19 protein-coding genes are annotated in these 21,305 nt (G+C 34.5%); 5 read left to right on the top strand and 14 right to left on the bottom strand.

Features of this window, described 5'->3' with window-relative positions; translation table 11 throughout:
- Positions 1-43: 43 nt before the first annotated feature.
- The 13 genes from JCM10991_RS01495 to JCM10991_RS01420 form a co-directional block, all read right to left on the bottom strand.
- Positions 44-418, bottom strand: a complete 375-nt coding sequence (locus tag JCM10991_RS01495; RefSeq protein ID WP_023859279.1) for a hypothetical protein — start codon at positions 416-418, stop codon at positions 44-46.
- 10 nt (positions 419-428) lie between these two features.
- Positions 429-1,364, bottom strand: a complete 936-nt coding sequence (locus JCM10991_RS01490) for a hypothetical protein (protein ID WP_025020339.1) — start codon at positions 1,362-1,364, stop codon at positions 429-431.
- A gap of 55 nt (positions 1,365-1,419) precedes the next feature.
- Positions 1,420-1,623, bottom strand: a complete 204-nt coding sequence (locus JCM10991_RS01485) for a hypothetical protein (protein WP_023859281.1) — start codon at positions 1,621-1,623, stop codon at positions 1,420-1,422.
- Positions 1,624-1,646: 23 nt separating this feature from the next.
- Positions 1,647-2,174 carry a hypothetical protein gene (locus JCM10991_RS01480; RefSeq protein WP_023859282.1) on the bottom strand — a complete coding sequence of 176 codons (528 nt, stop codon included), beginning with the start codon at positions 2,172-2,174 and terminating at the stop codon, positions 1,647-1,649.
- Between the two features lie 127 nt (positions 2,175-2,301).
- On the bottom strand, positions 2,302-3,666 hold the full coding sequence (gene iscB / locus JCM10991_RS01475; RefSeq protein WP_025020338.1) for an RNA-guided endonuclease IscB: 1,365 nt from the start codon (positions 3,664-3,666) through the stop codon (positions 2,302-2,304).
- A gap of 299 nt (positions 3,667-3,965) precedes the next feature.
- A complete protein-coding gene (locus JCM10991_RS15065; RefSeq protein ID WP_023859284.1) occupies positions 3,966-4,127 on the bottom strand; it encodes a hypothetical protein in 162 nt (53 codons plus the stop codon).
- Between the two features lie 230 nt (positions 4,128-4,357).
- Entirely contained in the window at positions 4,358-6,172 is a 1,815-nt protein-coding gene (locus tag JCM10991_RS01460) for an AAA family ATPase (RefSeq protein ID WP_023859286.1), read from the bottom strand.
- A gap of 25 nt (positions 6,173-6,197) precedes the next feature.
- On the bottom strand, positions 6,198-7,421 hold the full coding sequence (locus JCM10991_RS01455) for a hypothetical protein (protein WP_162149482.1): 1,224 nt from the start codon (positions 7,419-7,421) through the stop codon (positions 6,198-6,200).
- A complete protein-coding gene (locus JCM10991_RS01450; protein WP_025020336.1) occupies positions 7,387-8,376 on the bottom strand; it encodes a hypothetical protein in 990 nt (329 codons plus the stop codon). Before JCM10991_RS01450 ends, JCM10991_RS01455 begins: the two co-directional genes overlap by 35 nt.
- Positions 8,316-9,413: a hypothetical protein gene (locus JCM10991_RS01445; RefSeq protein ID WP_162149481.1), complete on the bottom strand. Its 1,098-nt coding sequence runs from the start codon at positions 9,411-9,413 to the stop codon at positions 8,316-8,318. The genes JCM10991_RS01450 and JCM10991_RS01445 overlap by 61 nt, the downstream gene beginning before the upstream one ends.
- A 262-nt stretch (positions 9,414-9,675) precedes the next feature.
- Positions 9,676-10,932 (bottom strand): hypothetical protein, encoded by a 1,257-nt coding sequence (locus tag JCM10991_RS01435; protein WP_025020334.1) that lies wholly within the window; start codon positions 10,930-10,932, stop codon positions 9,676-9,678.
- A 3-nt stretch (positions 10,933-10,935) separates the two neighbouring features.
- The gene (locus tag JCM10991_RS14245) at positions 10,936-12,906 is read right to left on the bottom strand and encodes an AAA family ATPase (RefSeq protein WP_023859291.1); all 1,971 of its coding nucleotides are present in this window, start codon (positions 12,904-12,906) and stop codon (positions 10,936-10,938) included.
- A gap of 251 nt (positions 12,907-13,157) precedes the next feature.
- Positions 13,158-15,482, bottom strand: a complete 2,325-nt coding sequence (locus JCM10991_RS01420) for a DNA topoisomerase (RefSeq protein WP_025020333.1) — start codon at positions 15,480-15,482, stop codon at positions 13,158-13,160.
- 249 nt (positions 15,483-15,731) lie between these two features.
- Between JCM10991_RS01420 and JCM10991_RS01415 the strand changes: the two genes are divergently transcribed.
- The 5 genes from JCM10991_RS01415 (at position 15,732) to JCM10991_RS01395 (ending at position 19,134) form a co-directional block, all read left to right on the top strand.
- Positions 15,732-16,388 carry a hypothetical protein gene (locus tag JCM10991_RS01415; RefSeq protein ID WP_023859293.1) on the top strand — a complete coding sequence of 219 codons (657 nt, stop codon included), beginning with the start codon at positions 15,732-15,734 and terminating at the stop codon, positions 16,386-16,388.
- A 68-nt stretch (positions 16,389-16,456) separates the two neighbouring features.
- Positions 16,457-17,116, top strand: coding sequence for a hypothetical protein (locus JCM10991_RS01410; protein ID WP_025020332.1), 660 nt, complete (start codon positions 16,457-16,459; stop codon positions 17,114-17,116).
- Positions 17,117-17,147: 31 nt separating this feature from the next.
- On the top strand, positions 17,148-17,792 hold the full coding sequence (locus JCM10991_RS01405; protein ID WP_023859295.1) for a hypothetical protein: 645 nt from the start codon (positions 17,148-17,150) through the stop codon (positions 17,790-17,792).
- Positions 17,793-17,816: 24 nt separating this feature from the next.
- Positions 17,817-18,239, top strand: a complete 423-nt coding sequence (locus tag JCM10991_RS01400) for a hypothetical protein (protein ID WP_025020331.1) — start codon at positions 17,817-17,819, stop codon at positions 18,237-18,239.
- 40 nt (positions 18,240-18,279) lie between these two features.
- Entirely contained in the window at positions 18,280-19,134 is an 855-nt protein-coding gene (locus JCM10991_RS01395) for a DNA/RNA non-specific endonuclease (RefSeq protein ID WP_023859297.1), read from the top strand.
- A 174-nt stretch (positions 19,135-19,308) separates the two neighbouring features.
- On the opposite strand, the gene JCM10991_RS01390 is transcribed toward JCM10991_RS01395, so the two are convergent.
- Positions 19,309-20,952 (bottom strand): replication initiation protein, encoded by a 1,644-nt coding sequence (locus tag JCM10991_RS01390; protein WP_025020330.1) that lies wholly within the window; start codon positions 20,950-20,952, stop codon positions 19,309-19,311.
- Between the last annotated feature and the right edge of the window lie 353 nt (positions 20,953-21,305).

Below are 21,305 nucleotides of genomic sequence, written 5' to 3'. Positions count from 1 at the left end.
TTTCATTTTCTAATTGGTTTCAAAATTCGATTTAAAATAATAATTACAATTCAAAATAATCATCATTATCAATATCATTCAGATACTTGTTGATAAAACTATGAATTTCCTTGTGAAAATTCTTATTATCTTTTTCTAATTCATCATACTTATTAGCAAATTTCTCGCTTTCTTCATTTTTCTCTTTTAAGCAATCATGAAGCTTTTGATTGACCTCTAATAAGTTGTCTATTCGGACCTGTTGCTCAATGCTCTTGTACATCAAATGATGCATGTAACGTGTTTGTTCATCAAGTAACTCTTTGACATCATCTCTGACATCATCACCTAATAACCTGTACAATTTTTCTACTTTTTGTTCAAAATATTCGTCATAATCCTTGTAGACAATCTTGTATTCACGAGTATCTTTTTCCATTGTTTTTCCTCTAATCTTCGTTTACTAAGTCCATTCCGTAGAAGTTCTTGAAGTACTCTTTGATTTCTTCTGGTTCATCAACAATACGACCAGTTTTTAAAAATGCAGTATTCATAATCTGATTATTCAAGATATCCTCAATTCTATATAGTTCTTCTTCACTTCTAGATTTAATAATCATATATTGCCTAATAGTTTCGAATCGCTTACCAACGAAATCTGTTAAAACATTTCGTTGTCTTTTCAATAAATCTTCTAAAGGACCATCTTTAAAAATAGGGTTTAAATTTGCTAATTGTTCATCCGTATAAGCTACTTGGCTCGCAACACGTTGTGGAGATGAAACCGTATCAAAGATAATAGTACATTGGTCATTAATTGCACGATAGAAAGAAATAACATCATTAATAACCACATCTTGGTCTTCTAAGAACATTAGTCTACTTGCCATACCAGTAACTTCAACTAATTCTCCTATTTCACCATCTTTAAAGTGTAAATAACCATCAGAAAAATCTTGATCTTCTAAATTAAACAGTTTTTCCAAACTATATAAACTTGCAACTGAACGAGTTGAAATATTTCTTGCGTGCTTATTAAAATATCTTGGGATTACTGGTATATATGAATACTTAAAATCACCAGTTGGTGTTCTAAAACTGGTAATATAAATGGCCCACGCATAAGAGAAAATGAATGCAATAGTCCAAACGCCACCCTTACCTATAGGGGTTCTAAAGAGTAGGAAAATACCAATAATTGTTGCTACCATAGCAGTAATAACAACTCTTAAAGTAATTTTCTTTTTAAAGTCAATGACCTTAACATCCGAAAAGTCAACATCCCTATCTAAAGTTCTAAAAAGTAAGTTTGTTGGTGATAAAATATAGGCTCTTCGGTTTTTTATGGTTTCCGTTACTTGTGACTCGTTTTCTTTGTTATCCATAACTTACCCCTTTCCTACTAATATATTTTTAGTCTCGTCTTAATCTTTTTTTGCTTTATTTATGTTCCAAATAAAACTTACGATATTCATTAATATCCGAAATAACTTGAGCTACTTCTTCTTTATTCATATCCATTAAACTTTTATCATATCCGAAGTTCTTTAACCCCTTGTCTAAAAGCTTAATTTTGCGAATAGCTTTTGAACCATACTTACTTTTCAATTCACGATATTCAATATCATATTTTGAAACTACCATAATATCCCTACTTTCTTATATTTCTACTTGATTTCTTTAACCGAAATATTCTTTTCTTTTGCTTCCATACCTAAAAAACTAATTGATAACTTAGTTTTTACATTATCACCTTTAAATTTAATGTCTTGAAACTTGATAAAGTCTTTCACGGAATAAGTATTACCGTTTTTATTAGTAGTTAACGAAACACCTAAGTCATCACCATCAAATTTGTAAGTAATCTTACCACCGATAGTTACTTTCTTATATTGCCTATCAAATGACTGCTCACTAGTAGTAGCTTTTTTTACATCTTTCTTAGAATCAGAAACTAATAGACGATCGCTATTCTTATCAAGTACTACGTAGAAAGAGTCGTCTCCTTTAGCTAGGGAGTTAAGTTGACTGTTTTCCTTGTTGTACTTTACTTGGTATGCGCGACCCGGCATCCGATATGCAGGCACAGTTTGATGTTGGTAATACTTATAACCACCAAAACCAATAGCACAAATAACCACTACACCTGCTGCAACTTTCGCAATAAACTTCTTATCTTTAAAATTAGTTTCCATAAAAACATCTCTCACTTTTTATCACTTAAATTTTTGTCGCGGAAGCGCGCGAGGAAACTCGGTAATTTATTACCGAGAGGAAAGCGCCCCCTTGTTAAAAAAATTCCTTTTTCGTGGAATATAATTCCTACATTTTTTCTTCTCTTAATCCGTTAATATGATGTAAACACCTAACATTGGTAGGTTTCGTAGACTTCCCAGTTTGAAAAACTACGGATTTACCTCTATTAACAACACTTCTCACGGTTTCAATTCGATTAGTCTTTGTGTTTAAAACAATATCATGGGGTCTTAATTGATAATGATTACGCCTGATTGAAACCCGTCCTTTAGTGACTTTTTCCTGACGGTAGATTCTTTGATTCTTATAGTCGAGTTCTCGGGAACGCTTTGTGCGACCAGAGCTCAATTTTTTGCCAGGCTTTATCTTGCCATCACGGCTGTCAATATAGCGGGCATCATAAAATTTTTGGAGAACACGATTGTTGTTTGCCACTTTCGTACGTGAGTAAATATTACTAGTACGCAAACAAGTGTCTGTACCTCCGGCAATGATAAAGGCATCATTGCGGTGTGATTTTTCTATGCCGTATAGGGTTCTTAGATTAGCGGTGATATAGCCTTGCGTTTGAATGTAATTTGCAAAATAAGTAGGTAAGCGCTTGGCTAAAACACTCATGAAATAAGCACCACGGTAGTTCGTATTAAGGTCAGTTTGACGCTCAGCTGCTAATTTAGCTAAAGTACCGTCAACGTGATTGGCTTGATTATGATTGACATCTGATAAAAGCACCAAATTATCTGGTTGGTTTGTCCCACCGTCCTTGCGTTGTACCAAATGATGGACCCGTAATTGACTAGCAGGGTAAACCTTACCGTCTAAAGCATCACGATAACCGTCGCGAGCTAATAAGTAGTCTTTCACACTCTTAAAGCCATGCATTCTACCTTGGGTGTATTCCCATGGTTTAATGTTAGGGTTAGCCAACTTTTGATTATCAAAAGGAGCAACCTCCACGACTAACTTACTAATCGGCAAGAATTCATATAATCGTTTAATTTCCCTAATAGTAAAGTCTAGTAGGTGTTGAACCGATGGTGCTAAAGATTTCTTTTGACGTTTCCGATTCTTAAAGCGCTTTTTGCGATGACGCAAGCGATTTCTTCTTCCTCGGCGTAAATCTCTGCGATGTTCAAGCTTTTCTTTTTCGCGTTTCGAATCACGAACACTTTCAGAAGCATAATATTCACGCTGGTTATCAACACTAACGACTGATAAACCTAAGTGGAAACCTGCATCAACACCTAAGGTTAGCTCTTGTGTATTAGTAGTAATCGGGCGCACAAACTGGATAGTCTTACGACTATTTCCGTACCAAATTGCTTGCCCCGACTTTAACCACCGACGAACCATGCCTAGTCTTGAAGTGGGCATGACTGGCTCGCCTTTGGAGTCTACTACATAAATATATTCAACTTTTTTCTGTGGCATCTTGGCCCACTCCTTTCTTTAATAGGTTGTAAGTCGTATCATCCCCGAAGGGTGATACGTGTGTACCCTGCGCCAATGTTATCCGCTGGTTTTAATTCTTATACCCACTGAGCCGTGAACCGCAGCTCTGTTTAGAAGCATAAGCGTAGTGTTTGGAATTAGGGTGGCGTTCCAAAGTACCTAATTTCAGCGGTAACGTAGTAACTTAATACTTAAGCTAATCAACCGGTCGTCATTAAAACAACGGAGCTAGTAGTTTTCACTACAAGCCCGTTATTTCAATGACGGGTTCTGTTGACTTATTTAAAATCAACAGATTTGATATCATAATGCGAATCTAACGTATATTCTTCAGTTAGATACGGTTTCTTCTTAGCAACATCAAATCTTACATATTTGACCACAATCTTATCAAAGCGCAATTCTCTTTTTCTCTTTCGCAATTTTTTTAAAAGTTCCATTTAAACCACCTACTCATAATTTAGTTACTACCTAGTGATTAATGGCTTAAAAATACAATTAGCATTATTGCAAAACCTACATAACCTAATGTTGATTTCATGTTTTCGAAAGTCATAACATCAGGTTTAAAAATGTAAGCTAACACCATAAAAGCACTAAAACATAAGTATCCTAAAGTCAAATACAACACATCTTTTTTCACGATAAAATCTCTCTTATTATTTTTTTGCTAGAACATGGCAGTCTCTCTTAGAGGACCAACTTCGATTTCTGCCGTTGAAATAGCATGAGTAGTATCGTTGTATACTAATCGTCCCTTAACACCCACAGCCACACGCTTAGTTGTAGGATTGTTGTCTATGAAAATAGCAATTTCACTAGCTATTTCTGCATCAATCTGACGCTTAATAGAACGCCCGTTACTACGGTTTGTATCATTCCCAGAATTTTCATATACAAGATATTCCAAAACTTTAGAGTCAAAACTAACCACAACTTCAGTCTTATCAAAGACTTCTTGTCTCAATTCTGCCAATTGTTTCTTAGCAATACCTTCACGCACTTGAGCGGTTAATGGGGCAAACGGTACAATCACATCAAGACGATTAATAAGTTCAGTTGGAAAAGCCGAATCCCCTTCTAAAGAGGTCTGAATTAATTTAGTATAGTCAGATAACTTTTTAGCCATTTCTCTTTCATTAACCTTTTTGGTAACCCCAATATTTTCACCTAAACCTTTGTAGACTTCTTGAGCCACGTTAGTAGTCATAATGATGTACGAGTCTTTAAACGAAACAACACGATCATGTCTATCAGATAAGCGGGCATCATCTAGAATTTGTAAGAATAAACGTGAACATTCGGGTGCTGCTTTTTCAATTTCATCAATCAAGATAACGTTGTGTGGTGTTTCCCAAACTGCTTGAGCCAATCGTTCCCTAAGCTTTGTTACGGTAGAAGGTTCTGAATATTCTGACATATCAAAACGGATCATGTGATTTTCATTTCCAAACAAAGCCTCTGTTAAAGCCTTAGCTAATTCTGTCTTACCAGTACCAGTAGGCCCAGTAAATAAGAATGACCCTTGTGGTCTATTAGCATTATTCAGGTGCAATTTAGAAAGATATAACCGCCTTGTAACGGCTTCAGTAGCCAAAAACTGTTCTAAAACACGTGCATTCATTATTTCCTTTAGCTTTGGAATATCCAAGTTCCAACGAATATTAACACCAACTTTTGAACGCATGATTTCAGCTAAGTTTTCGGTATCTAAGTTATACTTCTCGTGGAAGATATACCCCCCACGAACACGTCCTAACATCGAGTCTAAAATTTTCATAGACTTACGTGGTTGACTGTTTTGTTGCACATAACGGTCTGTATAAGTAACAATTTTATACAAGATATTACGTTCCATTTGAGTTCCACTCGGCAATAACCTACGGTTGGAATTAACCATGTTATTCAAAATATTCACAGTAACCTTAGTTGAGAGTTCAGGTAAACGAATGAAGTTCATACGAGTATCAAACGCCTCATCTTGAGCGACATACTGTTGGTATTCTTCATTAGTTGTTGCAAACGCAAAGATTAAACCTAATTCAGCAGAAGCAGCTAAGTCCTTCTTCATAGCTTGAGCTGCAGCACCTTCACCGATTTTAAAAAGGATGTGCATTTCATCAATAAAAATCACATTTTTAACATCATTGGCGAAATCCTCTTTCGCAATTTCCTTTAAATTAAGCATTACATCCCGCATTAACGAATCAAGAGGACGACTATCATTTTGCATATCAACAATGTTTAATTCATAGATAAAATAGCCATGAGGTTCCAAATATTTTTTAGCACCTTGTACCAAGGCTGTTTTACCTGTACCAGCGTTCCCTATCAAACATGGATTGTTCATTAAAGGATTGTGAATACTGTAAATAAAGTCTTTTAATTGTGCGTCACGCCCTTCTAATGGTCGTGGCAAATCTTCCAAAGGTGTCAAATACTTTTTTAATACAGGATATTTTTCAAACTTTTCTACTGGTTGCATATTCTTTTAAAAGCCACCTTTCTCATTAAAAATATTCATCATCATCAACATCATCTAAATCATCGTAATCCTGTATCAGCCCATTGTCGTTAGGGTCAAAGTCTAAAGTACGTCTATCATTTTGTGCTGTTTCCTCTGACGTTTCTACTACACTTTCTAATGCTTCTGCTTCACTCAATGAAACAGATTCACTTTTTGACAACGATAGTGATTCTGATTGTGACTTAAACAATGACTCTGATGTACTTAATGATTTAGAAACACTTAAACTTAAAGAATTTTGTGTCTCTTCTGATAGACTCTCCACCTTTGAAATACTTTCAGATTCGCTTAATGATTGAGCAATACTTTCTGATTGCTCTACACTATTTGATGAACTTTCTGATAAGCTACGTTTATTTGCGTTAGCCACTTTCATCTGTGATGTTGCTACTTGTTCTGCAAGACTTTCGCCTTCTGATAGGCTTATAGACTTTGACAAGCTCTCACTTTCTGATGATTGTTTCTCTTCTTCAGTTTCTTTTGTAAAGTCGTCTTTGAAAGCTTTCTCTTTTTCTACTTCATCGTTATCTGACTTTGTTCCAGAATCATCAGACGAAATGTTATCATTAATTGAATTGTCGATATTGGCATCAGAATTAGCGCTATCGACTTCATTTAACTCACTTGTTGATGTTTCATCATCCTTTTCGGATAAAAGTGATTCATGACTAGTTTGCGTTAACTCACTACCTTGTTTTTCAGACTTATCTAACATAGATAATGGTGAATCATCTTCGTTTTGAGGGGTATTAGTAATTTGAGTAGTTTGTAATTTCTTCAAATCCTCATTGTCATTCTCATTTGGAATCTCTCCACCAATTGAAGTAAGAATAAAATCAGCAAGATCTTTAGAAAAGCCAACACGATCAATCTTCATCTGTTTTTCAATATCCGAAATTCTTCTATTTTTATCTCTTTCCTCCTCATATTCCGCAATTTTATTTTCAAGTTCTACCTTCATGGTAGCTAATTCATGCCTTTCTTTACTAATAACACTCCGCATCTTTTTGATATTCGAAAAGATTGTTTGATAGTCTACCGCATTAATAGGCATTATTAAATTACCTTGTTTTCTCATATCATCATTCGACTGATACGCCACTACAATCGCATTATAATAAGTCGAATACCCTTGTAAAACATGTTCTGTATCATCCAATAATTGATCGACACTATAATTCAAATTCGCTGGCATTTTCTTTTGCACCTCGTTCTATAACGTTTCTATGTTCTTCCGAAATAACTTTAGCTGCATCAAAGCCAATAGTATTTTCTGAACTATTTGACAATGACGCATTGGACGACTGGTTATTATACTGATTAAAACGATCAGTTAAAGTTTCACGCTTTTCATTGACACTTTCATTTTGTTGTTGATAGTCTTTAAAATTAAACTTCTCTTTTAAACTTTCTCGAACTTGTTCAAGTCGTTTTTCAAAACGTTGTACTAACGCAGAATTTTGAAAAGTCTTTTTTAAGTATGCTTTCGCCCTATCAAAAGCAATAATCCTTCTTTTCGAAATATTTTGATATTTTCCCAAATTTTTAGGTGTTTTGCCTAATTCAAGATAGTCAATTTCTTTATCAATCTCATGTTTTTCCCGAATAACAGGGTATTTTATGAAGCCTTTTTCGCCTACTACTGTTAAGCTATCTTCAACATCTGCTGCTGATAATAACCTTTGTAAAAAGCCTTTTTTAGCCCTTTTCTTCATCATCCGTTGATACTTGATAAGCTCATATTGAGTACTAGGTGAAACTTTAGCTTTTAATCGTTGATTGTCTAAATAGGAGTCATCAAACTCTTTTTCCTTCCTAAGTTTTTCAATCTCTTGCTTAGACAGTTTTTTATCGGGTGGAACAGGTGTACCTCCACCAAGTTTCAGCGCTAACGGTAAAGGTAAATTATTAGTTTCATTCTGAAGATCACCATTTTCCATAGCACTCTTTAATACTCTATTACGCTGAATTAGAAGGTCATCTGTTTTATCTTTGACCGGCCTAAACGGTAAAAACTGGCGGTACTTTTCCGCAGCTTTTACCTCATACATTAGCTCACTTTGATAAAAGTCTTGCATTACCTTACTCTCAGCTTTTGGCTTCAAGCTAGGATCTTTAATGCCTTCTTGAACTTGTTTATCATAGTAATCATCTGCCGCCATAAATCGTAAGCTCGATTTAAGTGTTCTCTAGCACGTTGATTTAGTTGTCTTGGGATGTCTAACAGTTTATTCAAACGACTTCTTTTAGGAACTTCTTCATGGTGGGACAAGTTTTGATTAATACGTTGTTTAGCTAGATTAAGAGTTTCTTTAGACATTGATAAACCATGATTAAGGCAAACATCTTTAACATAGTCGTCCATAGTTATATCGCCTTTTATATACCTCTGAAGACCAACCGCATCTTTTACATTAGCAATCGTTTCTTTTTCCGCTTGGTTTTCTTTTTCTAACAAAAAATCTCTTCTTCTGTTAAAGTTAGGCGCATAATCCTTTGTTAGATTTAAACTTTGCTCAAATGTTGTTCTGATAACATCTTTACCCTTATCATTTAACATTCCTGTAGGATTACCATTAAAAACAACGTGTGCATGAGCATGCAAGGTGTCAAATTGAAGACAACCTAGCCAATCAGTTTTCTCATCAAAGGTATCTTGGTACGCGTTTAAAGCCTTTTTTAGTGAGTACCTTAAACGTAACTCATCGACATTTTCGAACAAATCGCCTCTTTTTTGAGGCTTTGACCTAATTAAATTATGTTTTAGCAAATAATCAGAATCAAAAGAAATAACCATTAACATAGATTTATTATCTTCGCTCTTATCAAGCCATGCCTGCATATCTGAAGCTTTATTCCTCATATCAGAGCGTGATAAAGACAAAGAGCTATTATCAAACGCTAAGCCATCCAAATACTTATAATCTTTCTTATCTAGTTGAGCATTACCCAGTTCATCATAGGTCGGATAAATTGCTTGTGTTGCACTTTCACGACTTGAGTATTGTTCAATATATTTTTTTAGATTTGCATGTTTTCTATACATATTCCGCAAAACAATATTTCGCTTCAAAAAAACACCCCCAATCTTTTTTGTTATTGAAAGAGGCACGTCAGGAATCGAACCTAAAACATCACTGTTATTTACCAATAAATCATGCCTTACCAATTGAATTATTATTTGAGAAGTATCTTGCAAACAGATAAGAACAACACAATATTCTCTCGAGTTAAGAGTTAAGTCGTGTTAATATTTTTTGATATGAAAGAATATGCGTTATTCAAATCTAATTTTTTCTTACTAACCTTGTTTCCCCTTTAACCAGAGAACTAAGGCAATTACAGCAACGATAATTACTAAGCTCCAAATAGAGCCAAAAAATGAGCTAAATAATGAACCAAAAAGTGACATATAATCACCTCCTTTCAGTTGTTCCCCTAAAATACACATTTCCTAAGAATTATAGTTCAAAATCTTCTTCATCATCGTCAAATTCATCAATACCCAAAGTTCTAACTTCCTCATTTAGAATTTGAGATGTATCAATTGCATCAGAAGCATGTTCTAATGACCCTAAATCAATTGTTGATAACGAAGTAGCTTGCGATGTTGTTGACGCTAAGCTTAAGCTTTCTTCTTCCAGAGATTTACTTTCAGCTTTAGACTGTGAAAAACTTGTAGACTCAGATTGACTTGTTGCTTTGTTCTTAGATTGGCTGTCTTCTGCATACTTGATCTCACCAGTCTCATAGTCAATTTCAAAAGAAGGTAATGACTGTGGCTGTTGTTGTTCCATACTACTAATTGCATCTAAATTCTTACGTTCTTCTTCACTTTCACTACTTAAACTTGTTTCTGATTGTTTTTCTGATTCAGAGTGTTCTTCAGAAATATTTGTTTCCTCAACAGAACCTAAGATTTCACTTTCAGATTTTTCTACTTCTTCAGATAGTTCTTCAAAGCTCTTATCTACCGGCTTATCTTCTAGTGTTTCTAATTCCTCGTTGCCAGTATCTAACTCAATAGCATCCTTGCTTTCTTGTTTTTCATCTAACGCACCCAAATCAAGTTCATCAAGCATAGAAACCTTCTTGACTTCTTCACGTTGACTAGCAAGCATTAATTCAGCATTACGCTTAGCTGATAATTCTAGCAATTCTTTTTCTAAGCTAAAGTTAATTACTGAAGAATCGTCTAAATGAATGTCCTTCCATTCTTTATCTTGACTTTCATAAGCTAAGACTGGAATATCATTCACTTTACCGGTGTAGTATGACGCTCCATTATCAATAGCAAATTCTTTGCCTTTTAAAGTTGCATTCAAGCCATTCAAAAAGCTTTGGTAATCACCACGATATAAACCAGAACTAACTAACTGAACAATTTCTCTATCGTTTAATTCATAAACAAAATGATCTAATTTATCATCGTACTTAGTTGTTTGACCGTCTAAATCGACTAGGTTGTACTGTTGGTTATCTTTCGCAAAACCAGATACTGAAGTATTAAGAACTAAACGCGGACGGGTTAAACCACCATTTTCATAGTCTTCGTCACTAAAACTAGCTACTGGCGAGAACTCTGCAGGCATGTAAGTAACAGAGTGAATGTAATTATAAACAGTCAAGCGCTCTTTTTTACGATGTAAACCGAATCGTTTAACTAATTCAAGTGAACGGCGATTTTTTAAATTTAACGCATAATTTACTTTTTCCATTCGTTAGTTTCCTCCTTGGAATAATTGGTATTGTTTATGCAAGCTATCGTATGCTGCTTGTACATCAGGTACGATTACGGTATTTAGTACCGTTTGTTGTTCGTCTGGGCCCATATTTTGAATTTGATCGACATTAGTAGCCAAACGGGAATCACGACTTTCTAAGACCTTTTGGACATAGTTACGAACAAAACGACCGTTACCATTTGAACGACCATTACCATTGGCTTCCTGACTTAAGGCTTTTACGCCTTGTCTTAATGCCTTGCGTGTGTTTTCATCGTATAGGACATGACTGTTTGCCATTTGAAGTTCCATGATTTCGTTTAACTCTTCCGTTGAATAAGTATCAAATTCAACCCATGTATTAAATCGAGATTGTAAACCTTCGTTCCCATGAGCAAAGAAGTTACGCATATCAGTCGTGTAACCCGCCATAATAACGATTAAGCGATCACGATTGTTTTCCATTTCCTTAATCAAGGTATCAACGGCTTCATGGTTAAAGGAAGAGTTTTGACCAGTTTCATCCAACCCATACGCTTCATCAATGAACAGCACCCCGTCAAGCGCTTTTTGAATGGTTTCACGTGCCTTTGGTCGAGTTTGACCCACAAATTCAGCCACAAAGTCTTCTGCCCCTGTTTCAATAAACTTATTTTCTTTGAGCACACCACCTTCATATAAGGCTTGCGCTACTAAACGAGCAAAAGTTGTTTTACCAGTACCAGCCGGTCCAGAAAAGACCATGTGATTGGAAAAACCTTTTGGTTGCTTGTATTCTTGACCGTTACGTTGCGCATTAATCTTCCGAATGTTATTCATCTTAGCAGCATTAATGATTTCTCTTAGGCGTTTCTTAACCCCATCTTGACCAATTAACTTGTCCATTTTTTCTAAAGCCGTTTCGGTTTCTTGTTTCTGCTCATTGCTATTGAATAAGTTACTTGTCGAATTACGGTTTGCCACCGTAGTTTTCTTAGGGTTATACCGCCAACTTAAATGGTCTTCGGTATTTTCTAAGATTAAATTCCCTGAATGGAAAATTGCTTGACCTTCAGGTAATTGTGACTCAACAATACTAATGCTTGTTTTGTCTCCCATGATTTCTAGCATATTAAAGTCTTTGTCTACTAAGGAATTCATAAGCTCCTTGGTTTCTGGACTAAGTTTTAATAAGCGTAAGTTCTTAATACTCCCCGTAGCACCTTGGATTCTTAACAAAGCTGTCCCTGAACTAAGTGCCGTATCGTTATTCCGAACTTCATCGTATTTCTTCAATTGCTTAGAATTCATTTCTGCCAAATTGAACTTAGCTGTTAAATTATTGACATCAACATTTCCGAAAATAGAAACATTGCCTTCTGAGGTATCATCATCACTCTTTAGGATTCTTTCCCCATTCAACAAAGCATTGGTATATCTGTTGTCATGACTAATAATTTGAATAGCTCGAATACCGGCTGTTGGTGAAGTCAAATTTCCAAAAAAACTGTTGGAAATCTTAACTTGTTCCGCCGCTACATGTATGCCTGTTTGAAAATTGCAATTTTCAATGTTTACAGTCGTTCCTTGTTTGATAGACTTCCCATCTTCAGTAAACTCATCAATCCACAGCGTCGAAAATTTTTCTCTCGTTCCTACGCGCCACATGTACTGTATTGAAACATTTGACATTGTTAAACTAGTGTCAGAAGCCTTGATAGCTCCCGATTGTTTTGAAACTTGAAACTTAATATCTTCAAGTTCAACCTTGCCACTTTCAATAATCATGGCATATTTTTTTCTTGGGGTTGTGATGGTATGATTATTCCCCCTAATAATTACGCCACTTGGAACCATAGCTGCCTGTTGTGGCGATACATTCTTGTGCAGAACAATCTCATCACCTGTAAAAGCAACTCGACAAGCTTCTTCTAGGGTTTTACATTTTTTTCCAAATAAAACCACACCACCGACATGAATTGTTGACATAAAAAGCCTCTTTTCGTCTTCACATTTGAGTAATTTCAGATTCTGAATAATCTAAATCATTTAAAACATCCACAATCAATAAAGCGGTATTTTCTACCACATCAGTTAATAAATCAATCATCTAAATCACCTTCTCACGCCGTTGTGAAAATACAAATTGCAGCACAAATCATGACTAAAATAAATAATTTGACATACATGACTACAAAAGCAAATAAATTTTGATTAAAAATTTTGATTACACGCATAAATTAAATTCTCTTTCCCCATTCAACAATTTCTATTTTTTTATACTTTCCAGAACCGTCTACCAGTTTTACAACCGCATTACTGTTTTGTTCACCATTGTTTAAAGTGATTACTGGTATCGTAAGGTTCCTACCATTTTCAAGAATTTCTGCATCTGCATCAGTAATTTCATGTCCTCTAAATACTCGTGGATAAAACTTACCATCTTTAGCTTTGCGGTTTGAGTCATCAGCTTTAAAGCCAAGATACTCAATGACTTCGCCTTGCTTATTAGTGAACTTTTGCCAAGCTAACTTGCCAGTAATGGTTTGCTTGTACGATTTACCCGTAGTCGTTTTACGTGACACATCAAACATAATCTTTTTACCTTGTTCCAGTGCATTAATTTCAGACTTGGTAAATTTATGACTAAACCGACCTTTTTGGCTGTAAGTAACTTTATAGTAACCTGAGCGTCCTTCATACATAATTTGACGAGTATTCGAATCCTTTGAAGAGGACACTAACGCCTCAGGTTTCACATCACCTAACACATCTTTTAAATTCTGAGAATTCTTCTGCATTGTTACAAAGTCGTTGGAGAACATTTCGCTAAAAATGTCATAGATTTTGTTTAACTTCTCTTCACTAGGATTAGTTTCAACTTCAGCCATTGCATCTTGTAAAACACGAGTTGCTTTTGGATTTGATAGGAAACAACCACTCAACAAAGCATATTCAACTTGGCCCAATGGAGTTAATGAGTAAACACCTTTTGAAACCAACAACATAGGTTGAAGAGGCCTACCATCCGGTCTCTTATCTCTTACTAAATCATTAAGTGTTGATAACCGAGTTGCCCCTGTACCGACATCGTTTTTTATCAAGTATTTAAAGATAAAGGTTGAATTTGGTTTGGATGGTTTCTTATTACTTCCCGAGAACACAAAACTAGAAGCTGTTGTCCCAAAATCTCGAGGATATAATTGTTCTTCGCTCAAAGGATTTAGGAATTTTCTGAAATTTAACTCAACAGGCATATTGAACTTAGAAATATATTCAGGGTGATTTTCCAAAGTAGCAATTCTCACATCATAGACATAATCTTCACACAAAATAGCTAAGAAAGATTTTGCTAACGTGGTGTAGATTTCAACCCCAACTTTCCCATACTTAGTTTCTAATTCTTTTAAGCTAGAAGGAACTTTTTGCCCCGGGCGGTTTGGCCCGTGTTCACACGCCTCTACTTTGTGCGTTGAACGTAATTCTTTATGAGTCAATAACGCAGTTGAAACACCAACAACCGTTGCAATCTCGTCAGCTAGTGGTAAAAGTTCATCAAACTGTACCTGTGAGAATTTTTTATCAGCCGTTCTTGGATAGGAAACATAGCCGTCTTGGTACATGTTCTGATAAACTTTTTCAATCGTATCTGTCCCATAACCCTTTTTTTGTACTAAAGAAGCCATACCAGATAAATCAAGTAACAAAGGTGGGCGAGCAGTTTTACGTTTTGACTCCAATACTTTAGGAACATCATCACTAAGATTTTGTACTTCTTGTTCTGCATGAACTTTTCCTGTATGCCTAAAAGTATCTCCTTCTTCAAACTTACGGGCATATTCATGATTGCTATTATCCTTATAACGAGCTTCATAGAACGGTTTTTTAACATAGCCGTTAATCGCAGCCCATTGTCTACCAACAATCCCAAGAATTAAAGACTTTAATCGTCCCGCTTTAGGCGTACCATAGTCATATCCCATTTCTTTACTTTTGATTTTGGCAACACGACTATATTGCATTGATAAGTAATCAAAACGTTGGCGAGATAAACCTTTAAGGTAAGCACCATCAGTGTTTCGATTAACAATTTCTTTAGGATGTTCTAAACCATGTAAAATTGACTTTTCAGAATCTTCAAACTTAATACGATAAACTTTCTTAGTCCAGTTAATATACTCTAGAATTTCCCAACCTAAAACATCACCTTCACCCGAAGGATCGTTATCAGTAGCAATTACAATACCGTCTTTATCTCTAGCATCCTGCTTGATTTTATTTAAAAGTTCAGTACTACGGTTATTGCTTCTAATTGGAATCTTTTTCCAAGTAAAATCTGTATAATCCCAAGGGATGTTTTGTAAATCCCAAGTTTTGTAATAATCTTTCTTATCTTCACTTACTTGATCTTCTGGGTCAGCTAATTCTAACAGGTGTCCACTAGCGTTGGTTAAATAATATTCATCATTAGGAGTAACGATACTATGTACACCTGAACGACCATTTAACGCTTTTTCAAACGTCTGTCTAGCCGAATTCTTTTCACATAAAATCAGTAACTTCACTCGACAGCACCCCTTCCATAGTTTCAATTTCATAATAGCATATTTTACGAAGAATTTTGATATATATTTTAAATATATAAACATCTAAAGTTTTCGTAAAAAATACGAATGAAAAACAATATAAGTTGTGATACAATAAAATCAAGGAAATTTCTCTGAAGATTTTCAATAAAAAAAGCTTTATATCAAGGTTTTCAAAAACGATGAACCTTGTTATAAATAAAAAAACAAAGGAGACATTTTTTATTTATGGCTAAAAAAAATACGAAGAAAAATAAAATGATTACCGTTACAAAATTACCTGATTTTGGTGATTATTTAGAAAATTTCACTAGTCGAATTGGCGCACCTTTTATTCCATCGGAACAAAAAAAACAAGAACTATATCACATTGCAACTGGGAAACAATGTAATAGATATATGCTTGGAGGTGCTAGAGTCGTTAAGACTGCATCTTTCCAATTTGAAAACAATAAGCTATATTTAGTGAAACAAGATACAGACGGTCAAAGCACTTTCCTAACAATTGAGCCGCTATCTTTAGTTAAGTTTGAAACTCAACACCACTTCATCAACCATGAACAATTAGCTAATAACGTAAAAGTTCTCTTATGCCAAACAATCTCTCAATACGCAATTGATCGGATTGATTTTTCTAATAACCAAGAGCTTTTCACAATTAATCTTTACGAAGATACAACTGGGCTATTTGCTAATATTCAAAACACTACTCCAATTCCAAGAGTCTATGCCCAAAAAATTGTTAAACTATTAGCGCCTAATTTTGCGTATGGTGATTGGAATTACAAAAAGAGTATCAGAGCAATTAACAAAGATATGACCCGAACTCGTGATGGCAAATACTTGCAGTTCAAGATGACAGTTCAACTATCTTCATTTTTCTAAATTAGAAAAAAATGCTGCTTGGAATAGTCCATAGCAGCACTTTTTTATTTATGAAAGGAGGTCAAGATGTGAGAGAGTCTAAAACAGACCTAGTTAACAATCTTTATAAAATCTTTTGCGATAACCTTGATGAGTATCTAATGCAGAAAGATAAAAGCTTTTCCGCTTATGATACAAATGCTTATCATTGGTTATCTATAACTAGCAATGAATTAATTGATTACATTTCAATTATTAAAAGATTCAAACTTGATCGCATGTTGAAAAAAGAACATCCACTCGGAATTAAGCCACATCAAGGCTTATTGCTTAGAATAAGTGAAATTGACGATGAGATAACTTACATTGCTCCACTTTCTCCACTAGGAGTTTGTTTAGCATATCCTCGTGACGAGCAAGATGAGGTTAATATGAAGATGAAGAATTATTTTATTGACTGGGTTAAAGAAGAGAAGAAACAAGAATTTGACAATGCAATTAAAAATTATTGGGATAATATCTTTGGAATTAATGATTTAGACATCAATATTTCCTATATTGCCAATAAAAATCAACTAACCTTTTCTGTTAGTACACACTTAAAAAACAAGAAAAATCTCAGAAAATATTATTGGAAAATTTCACAAAACTTATATAAAGGTGATGGACTTAGTCAAGCTTATGTTAATAAGAGAAAGCAACGTGTTGTTTTAACATTATCCATTTTTGATGAAATCTACATTCCATAATATATTCTCAGAAAGGAGAACCTTTTGACTTATGCTTACTACAACTTTTAAAGACCTATCAGAACAAATCCGTTTTGAATACTGTGATGACTTAGACGATTTTTTAGTTGCCAAAAATCCCGTCCTGAGACATCAAGAAACAGACAACTATCATTTACTGACTTTAACAGGTATTGAATTACTTAATGCTTTTGGTAATACACCAGAAACCAGGAAAGAACTAACGCAACTAATTCGGAAATCGTCTAATGACAAAAAGTCCGGTTTTATGCCATATGGTGTTTATGTATGCACGATTGACAATGACAATAAAATTTATTATTTAGACTATATTTCCACTAACGCAATTGCTTGTTCCGTACCTCATCGGGTCAACGATGAATTTAGTGCTGATATTGCTTCTTTACTCACCTATTGGTTAGACTATATCAACCTTGAACGACTTCATCCCTTATTTCAAAAGTTCTTCAAAGAACATTTGAATATGGGATTTGAACATATTGAGTTAAAAATCGTCAAAGACCAATTAAAAATTGACGTTTTCACCACACTAAAACAAAAAGTCAATAAAAAAGCTTATCGTAAAATTCTACCTAAAGTATTTGGAACAGGAAACTACAAACTCGAGGAACTAGCCTCAACATACCAAAAATTAACCTTATACGTTGATTTCTAAGAAATAAGAAAGGACTGCATTTATATGGGGACAAACACCAAAGAAAAAAATAAATCACCTCAATCAAAGAACAAAATTAGAAAAGCTATCGGTATTGTCGAAACAGATATTGGCTATATCATGTTAGACAGCGACAACAATTTCTTCAACATCACAATTCAAAATATTAAAAATGGATATAAACGCGACCTGCTAAGGAAAATTTGGAAAACAATTCCTAAAGACAAAATTTTAGATAACACAGAAATAGGGGTTATTCAAGAACAGGATGGAAACGTTGATTATCTTATTCACGTCTATAAAATTAGAGTTGATAAAAGCCTCAAACAAGATGAAATTCCAAATCAAAAATGGCTTCATCTAGCACAAGTCAATGAGCTCGTATCTTCAGGAACTATTAAAAACATCGGTATGTTAGCTGCATATCTATTTTATCTAGGATCTTAATCATATTCGATAACCAATACTCAACGAAAGGACTTTTTTCATGAATAAGCAACAAAGATTCCGATTACCAATCATCTTAGCTATTTTATTGGTTACCCTTTTAGGAGGAGGACACTTTGCCTCAAGCTCCTTTGGACAAGCTACTAAGACACAAGGAAACATCTCTCTTTTTGAGAAAGCTAAACATCCTAACGCTAAATACATTGCCTCTTACAGCAACTACCCTACTAGCCAAATTGCTTTTGAAGGTTTTCCAGATAGCATTCAAAAAAAGTATGGCAAAGATAACTTTAGATACAACGGCCATGGAGCTTTTATCATCAATAACAACCAAACTGATTTAGATGCAAACGTATCATCAGCACCATACGCACAAAACACAGTTGACTCTCTTGGTAGGGCTAGTGTAGCCAATGCCCTAGTTAACAAAACTAGTCGTCAATACCGCAACAGAGAACAAACAAATAACGGAGCTACTAATTGGGCCCCTCCTGGTTACCAACAACGGAGTAACTTACGAGGAACGTATAAATACGCTTATAACCGAGGACATCTCCTTGGTTACGCTATTGTAGGTAATATCAGTGGTTTTGACGCTAGTGAATCCAACCAACAAAACATTGTTACTGAAACGTCTTGGGCAAATCAAGCAGGATCAAAAGATAACACCGGTCAAAACTATTACGAAGGACTTGTTCGACAAGCACAAGACCAAAACCGTACTGTGCGCTATCGTGTTACACCAGTATACGAGGGAAATAACCAAGTCCCTACTGGCATTCAACTTGAAGCTAAATCATCAGATATGGCATTACAATTCAACGTTTATGTTCCTAACGTACAAGGAAACATTATTATCAATTATGCTAACGGAGCCACTACTCTTAGAAAATAGCATTACACGAAAAAAAGCTTACTAATTCAGTAAGCTTTTTAATTATGCTATGGACACCATTTTGCAAAAATTATAACCGACCAACCATGTAATTAATCATGCAACAGCCATAGGACGCAACCATTAGAAAATTAAAACTATGGCTAAACTATGGAACTATGGGGATGGTTACCATTAGTTAAGATCCTGTTCAACTTTTGCCACAAGTTCGGGATATTTTTTGATTAATTCTTCCAGTTCTTTTTGTTCTTTCTCGCTTGATATTTTCATCTTAGCTCTAAGTACTTTTTCTTTAACTAACAGATAATTTTTTTTATCCTGTGAAAGCTTTGATGGTTCATAGCCATCACGAGCCCAATTCGGAAGTGATTCCTTTTGGACTATTTTTCTAGTATTGGAGTTTTCTTGTAAGCTTTTTTCTCGGTTATTCACTGAATTTAGCAAGTAAGAAGCCATGCCTTTTTTATCAATGTTACCAACCTTAGTTGCAATATATCCGATATGACGTTTAAGTTCTGCAAAGCCAAAATCATGTTCAAATTTAGCGTATGCTCTAAATAATGTGTCAAAGGACATCATGTATCTGGCATCACTATAATCTAGCAACGTAACGATTTCATTTTCTATCAACAAATCCATGTACTTACTGGAAATAACTTTATTTACTAATTCCTCATCAATGGCTACAGGTTCTTGTTCCTCTTTTTCTGTTAAAGCAGATTGTTCATTATTATCTTGTCCCACCAACTTATCAACATAGTTTTCAAGGCAAGATAATAAATAACTACCAATTAAGCTATCCTCAATTTCAGTTGTCGTCTTACTTTTAACGTATTTAACATGCTTTTCAAGTTCAGAGAAAGGATAACGTTTTTCAAACTCTTTATAAGCCACCATAAGTTCATAGAGGCTTGCAATTTTTTCACGTTGAGACATGAAGATAGGTGTGATAAAATCAACAGACTTCAATAATAAATATTCTTTTTGGCATCTACTTACGAACATAATCTTTTCATCAAGACTTAAATCATTGATATTAGCTGTACTACTATCCGTCAATAACAATTCTGTCCTATCAACTTTAAACTTCAATGCTGCAATGTGCCGACCACTTTTTATCTTGTCATACGTAATTGTAAAGTCCGTTTTTTCGTTTATCTCATCAGTAGCTGATTTAACTACTTTTTGAAGCCAGACCGCAGAGTTCTTAGTGTACTTATTCTTAGTATCTGTTAGTTCTCTCAAATCAGATAAAGAAATTGTCGGATTCTTATACTTGTCTAAATCAACATTGGAAATTCCTTTTTTACTATAATTTTCATATTGATTATAAAAGACCATGATTATTTTGTATAAGATAATGCTATATTTCTTTTCCAGTTGCGAAATATCAGTCAAACTATATTGAGTAAATTCTCTCTTCAAGTCGGTAATATAAGGCATGATTGAATCTGTAAACGTAATAACTAATTTGTCGTAACCTGCATCACCGTAAGTCGCCTTCTCGATTGGAGAAATAATAACTTCAGGCAACTTTTTTCCTGTCTCCGCATCAATACGCCTTGGAAAAACAAATTGAGAGGAGCTCATTAAGTCACGCATGATATTTCTAAATCTTATGACCTTGTTATTTTTTATATTGAACAACTTGCAAACTTCATTAAAGTCCAAAACAACTTGTTTTTCATTTTTCTGTGGGTCAACATTTCCTACTGCCAATTCAAACAATTTAAGCGGCTGACCTTTTAATCTTGCAATACTCATTATCAACGCATTTTTTTGAACAATTTTCTGTTTATTAAGGGCTTGCTTTTCCAAAAAATCACTCCTAAATACCTATTTTTTCTTGTTATAATCTTACCATAAAACATATATACTTTTCAAGAAAATGTAAATAAATAACTTTTTAAAAAAAGTATAGAGATGAGCACATTTTAGTGTACAAATATAACGAAACGTGTATACTTTATCGAAAAAAGTATAATTTCAAAAAATGAGGACACATTTTAGTGTATAAATGAGCACATTTTAGTATACATATGGGCACATTTTAGTATATAGTTCGGCACATTTTAGTATACATATGGGCACATTTTAGTGTATAAATGGAGCCCGAAAATCCCGGTATTATAGGATTTTTCCCGCTACAAAATATAAATATTAAATATATA

This window comes from Ligilactobacillus equi DSM 15833 = JCM 10991 (assembly GCF_000615765.1).
Taxonomy (GTDB): Bacteria; Bacillota; Bacilli; order Lactobacillales; family Lactobacillaceae; genus Ligilactobacillus; species Ligilactobacillus equi.
This window is presented reverse-complemented; position numbering and strand designations above follow the sequence as displayed.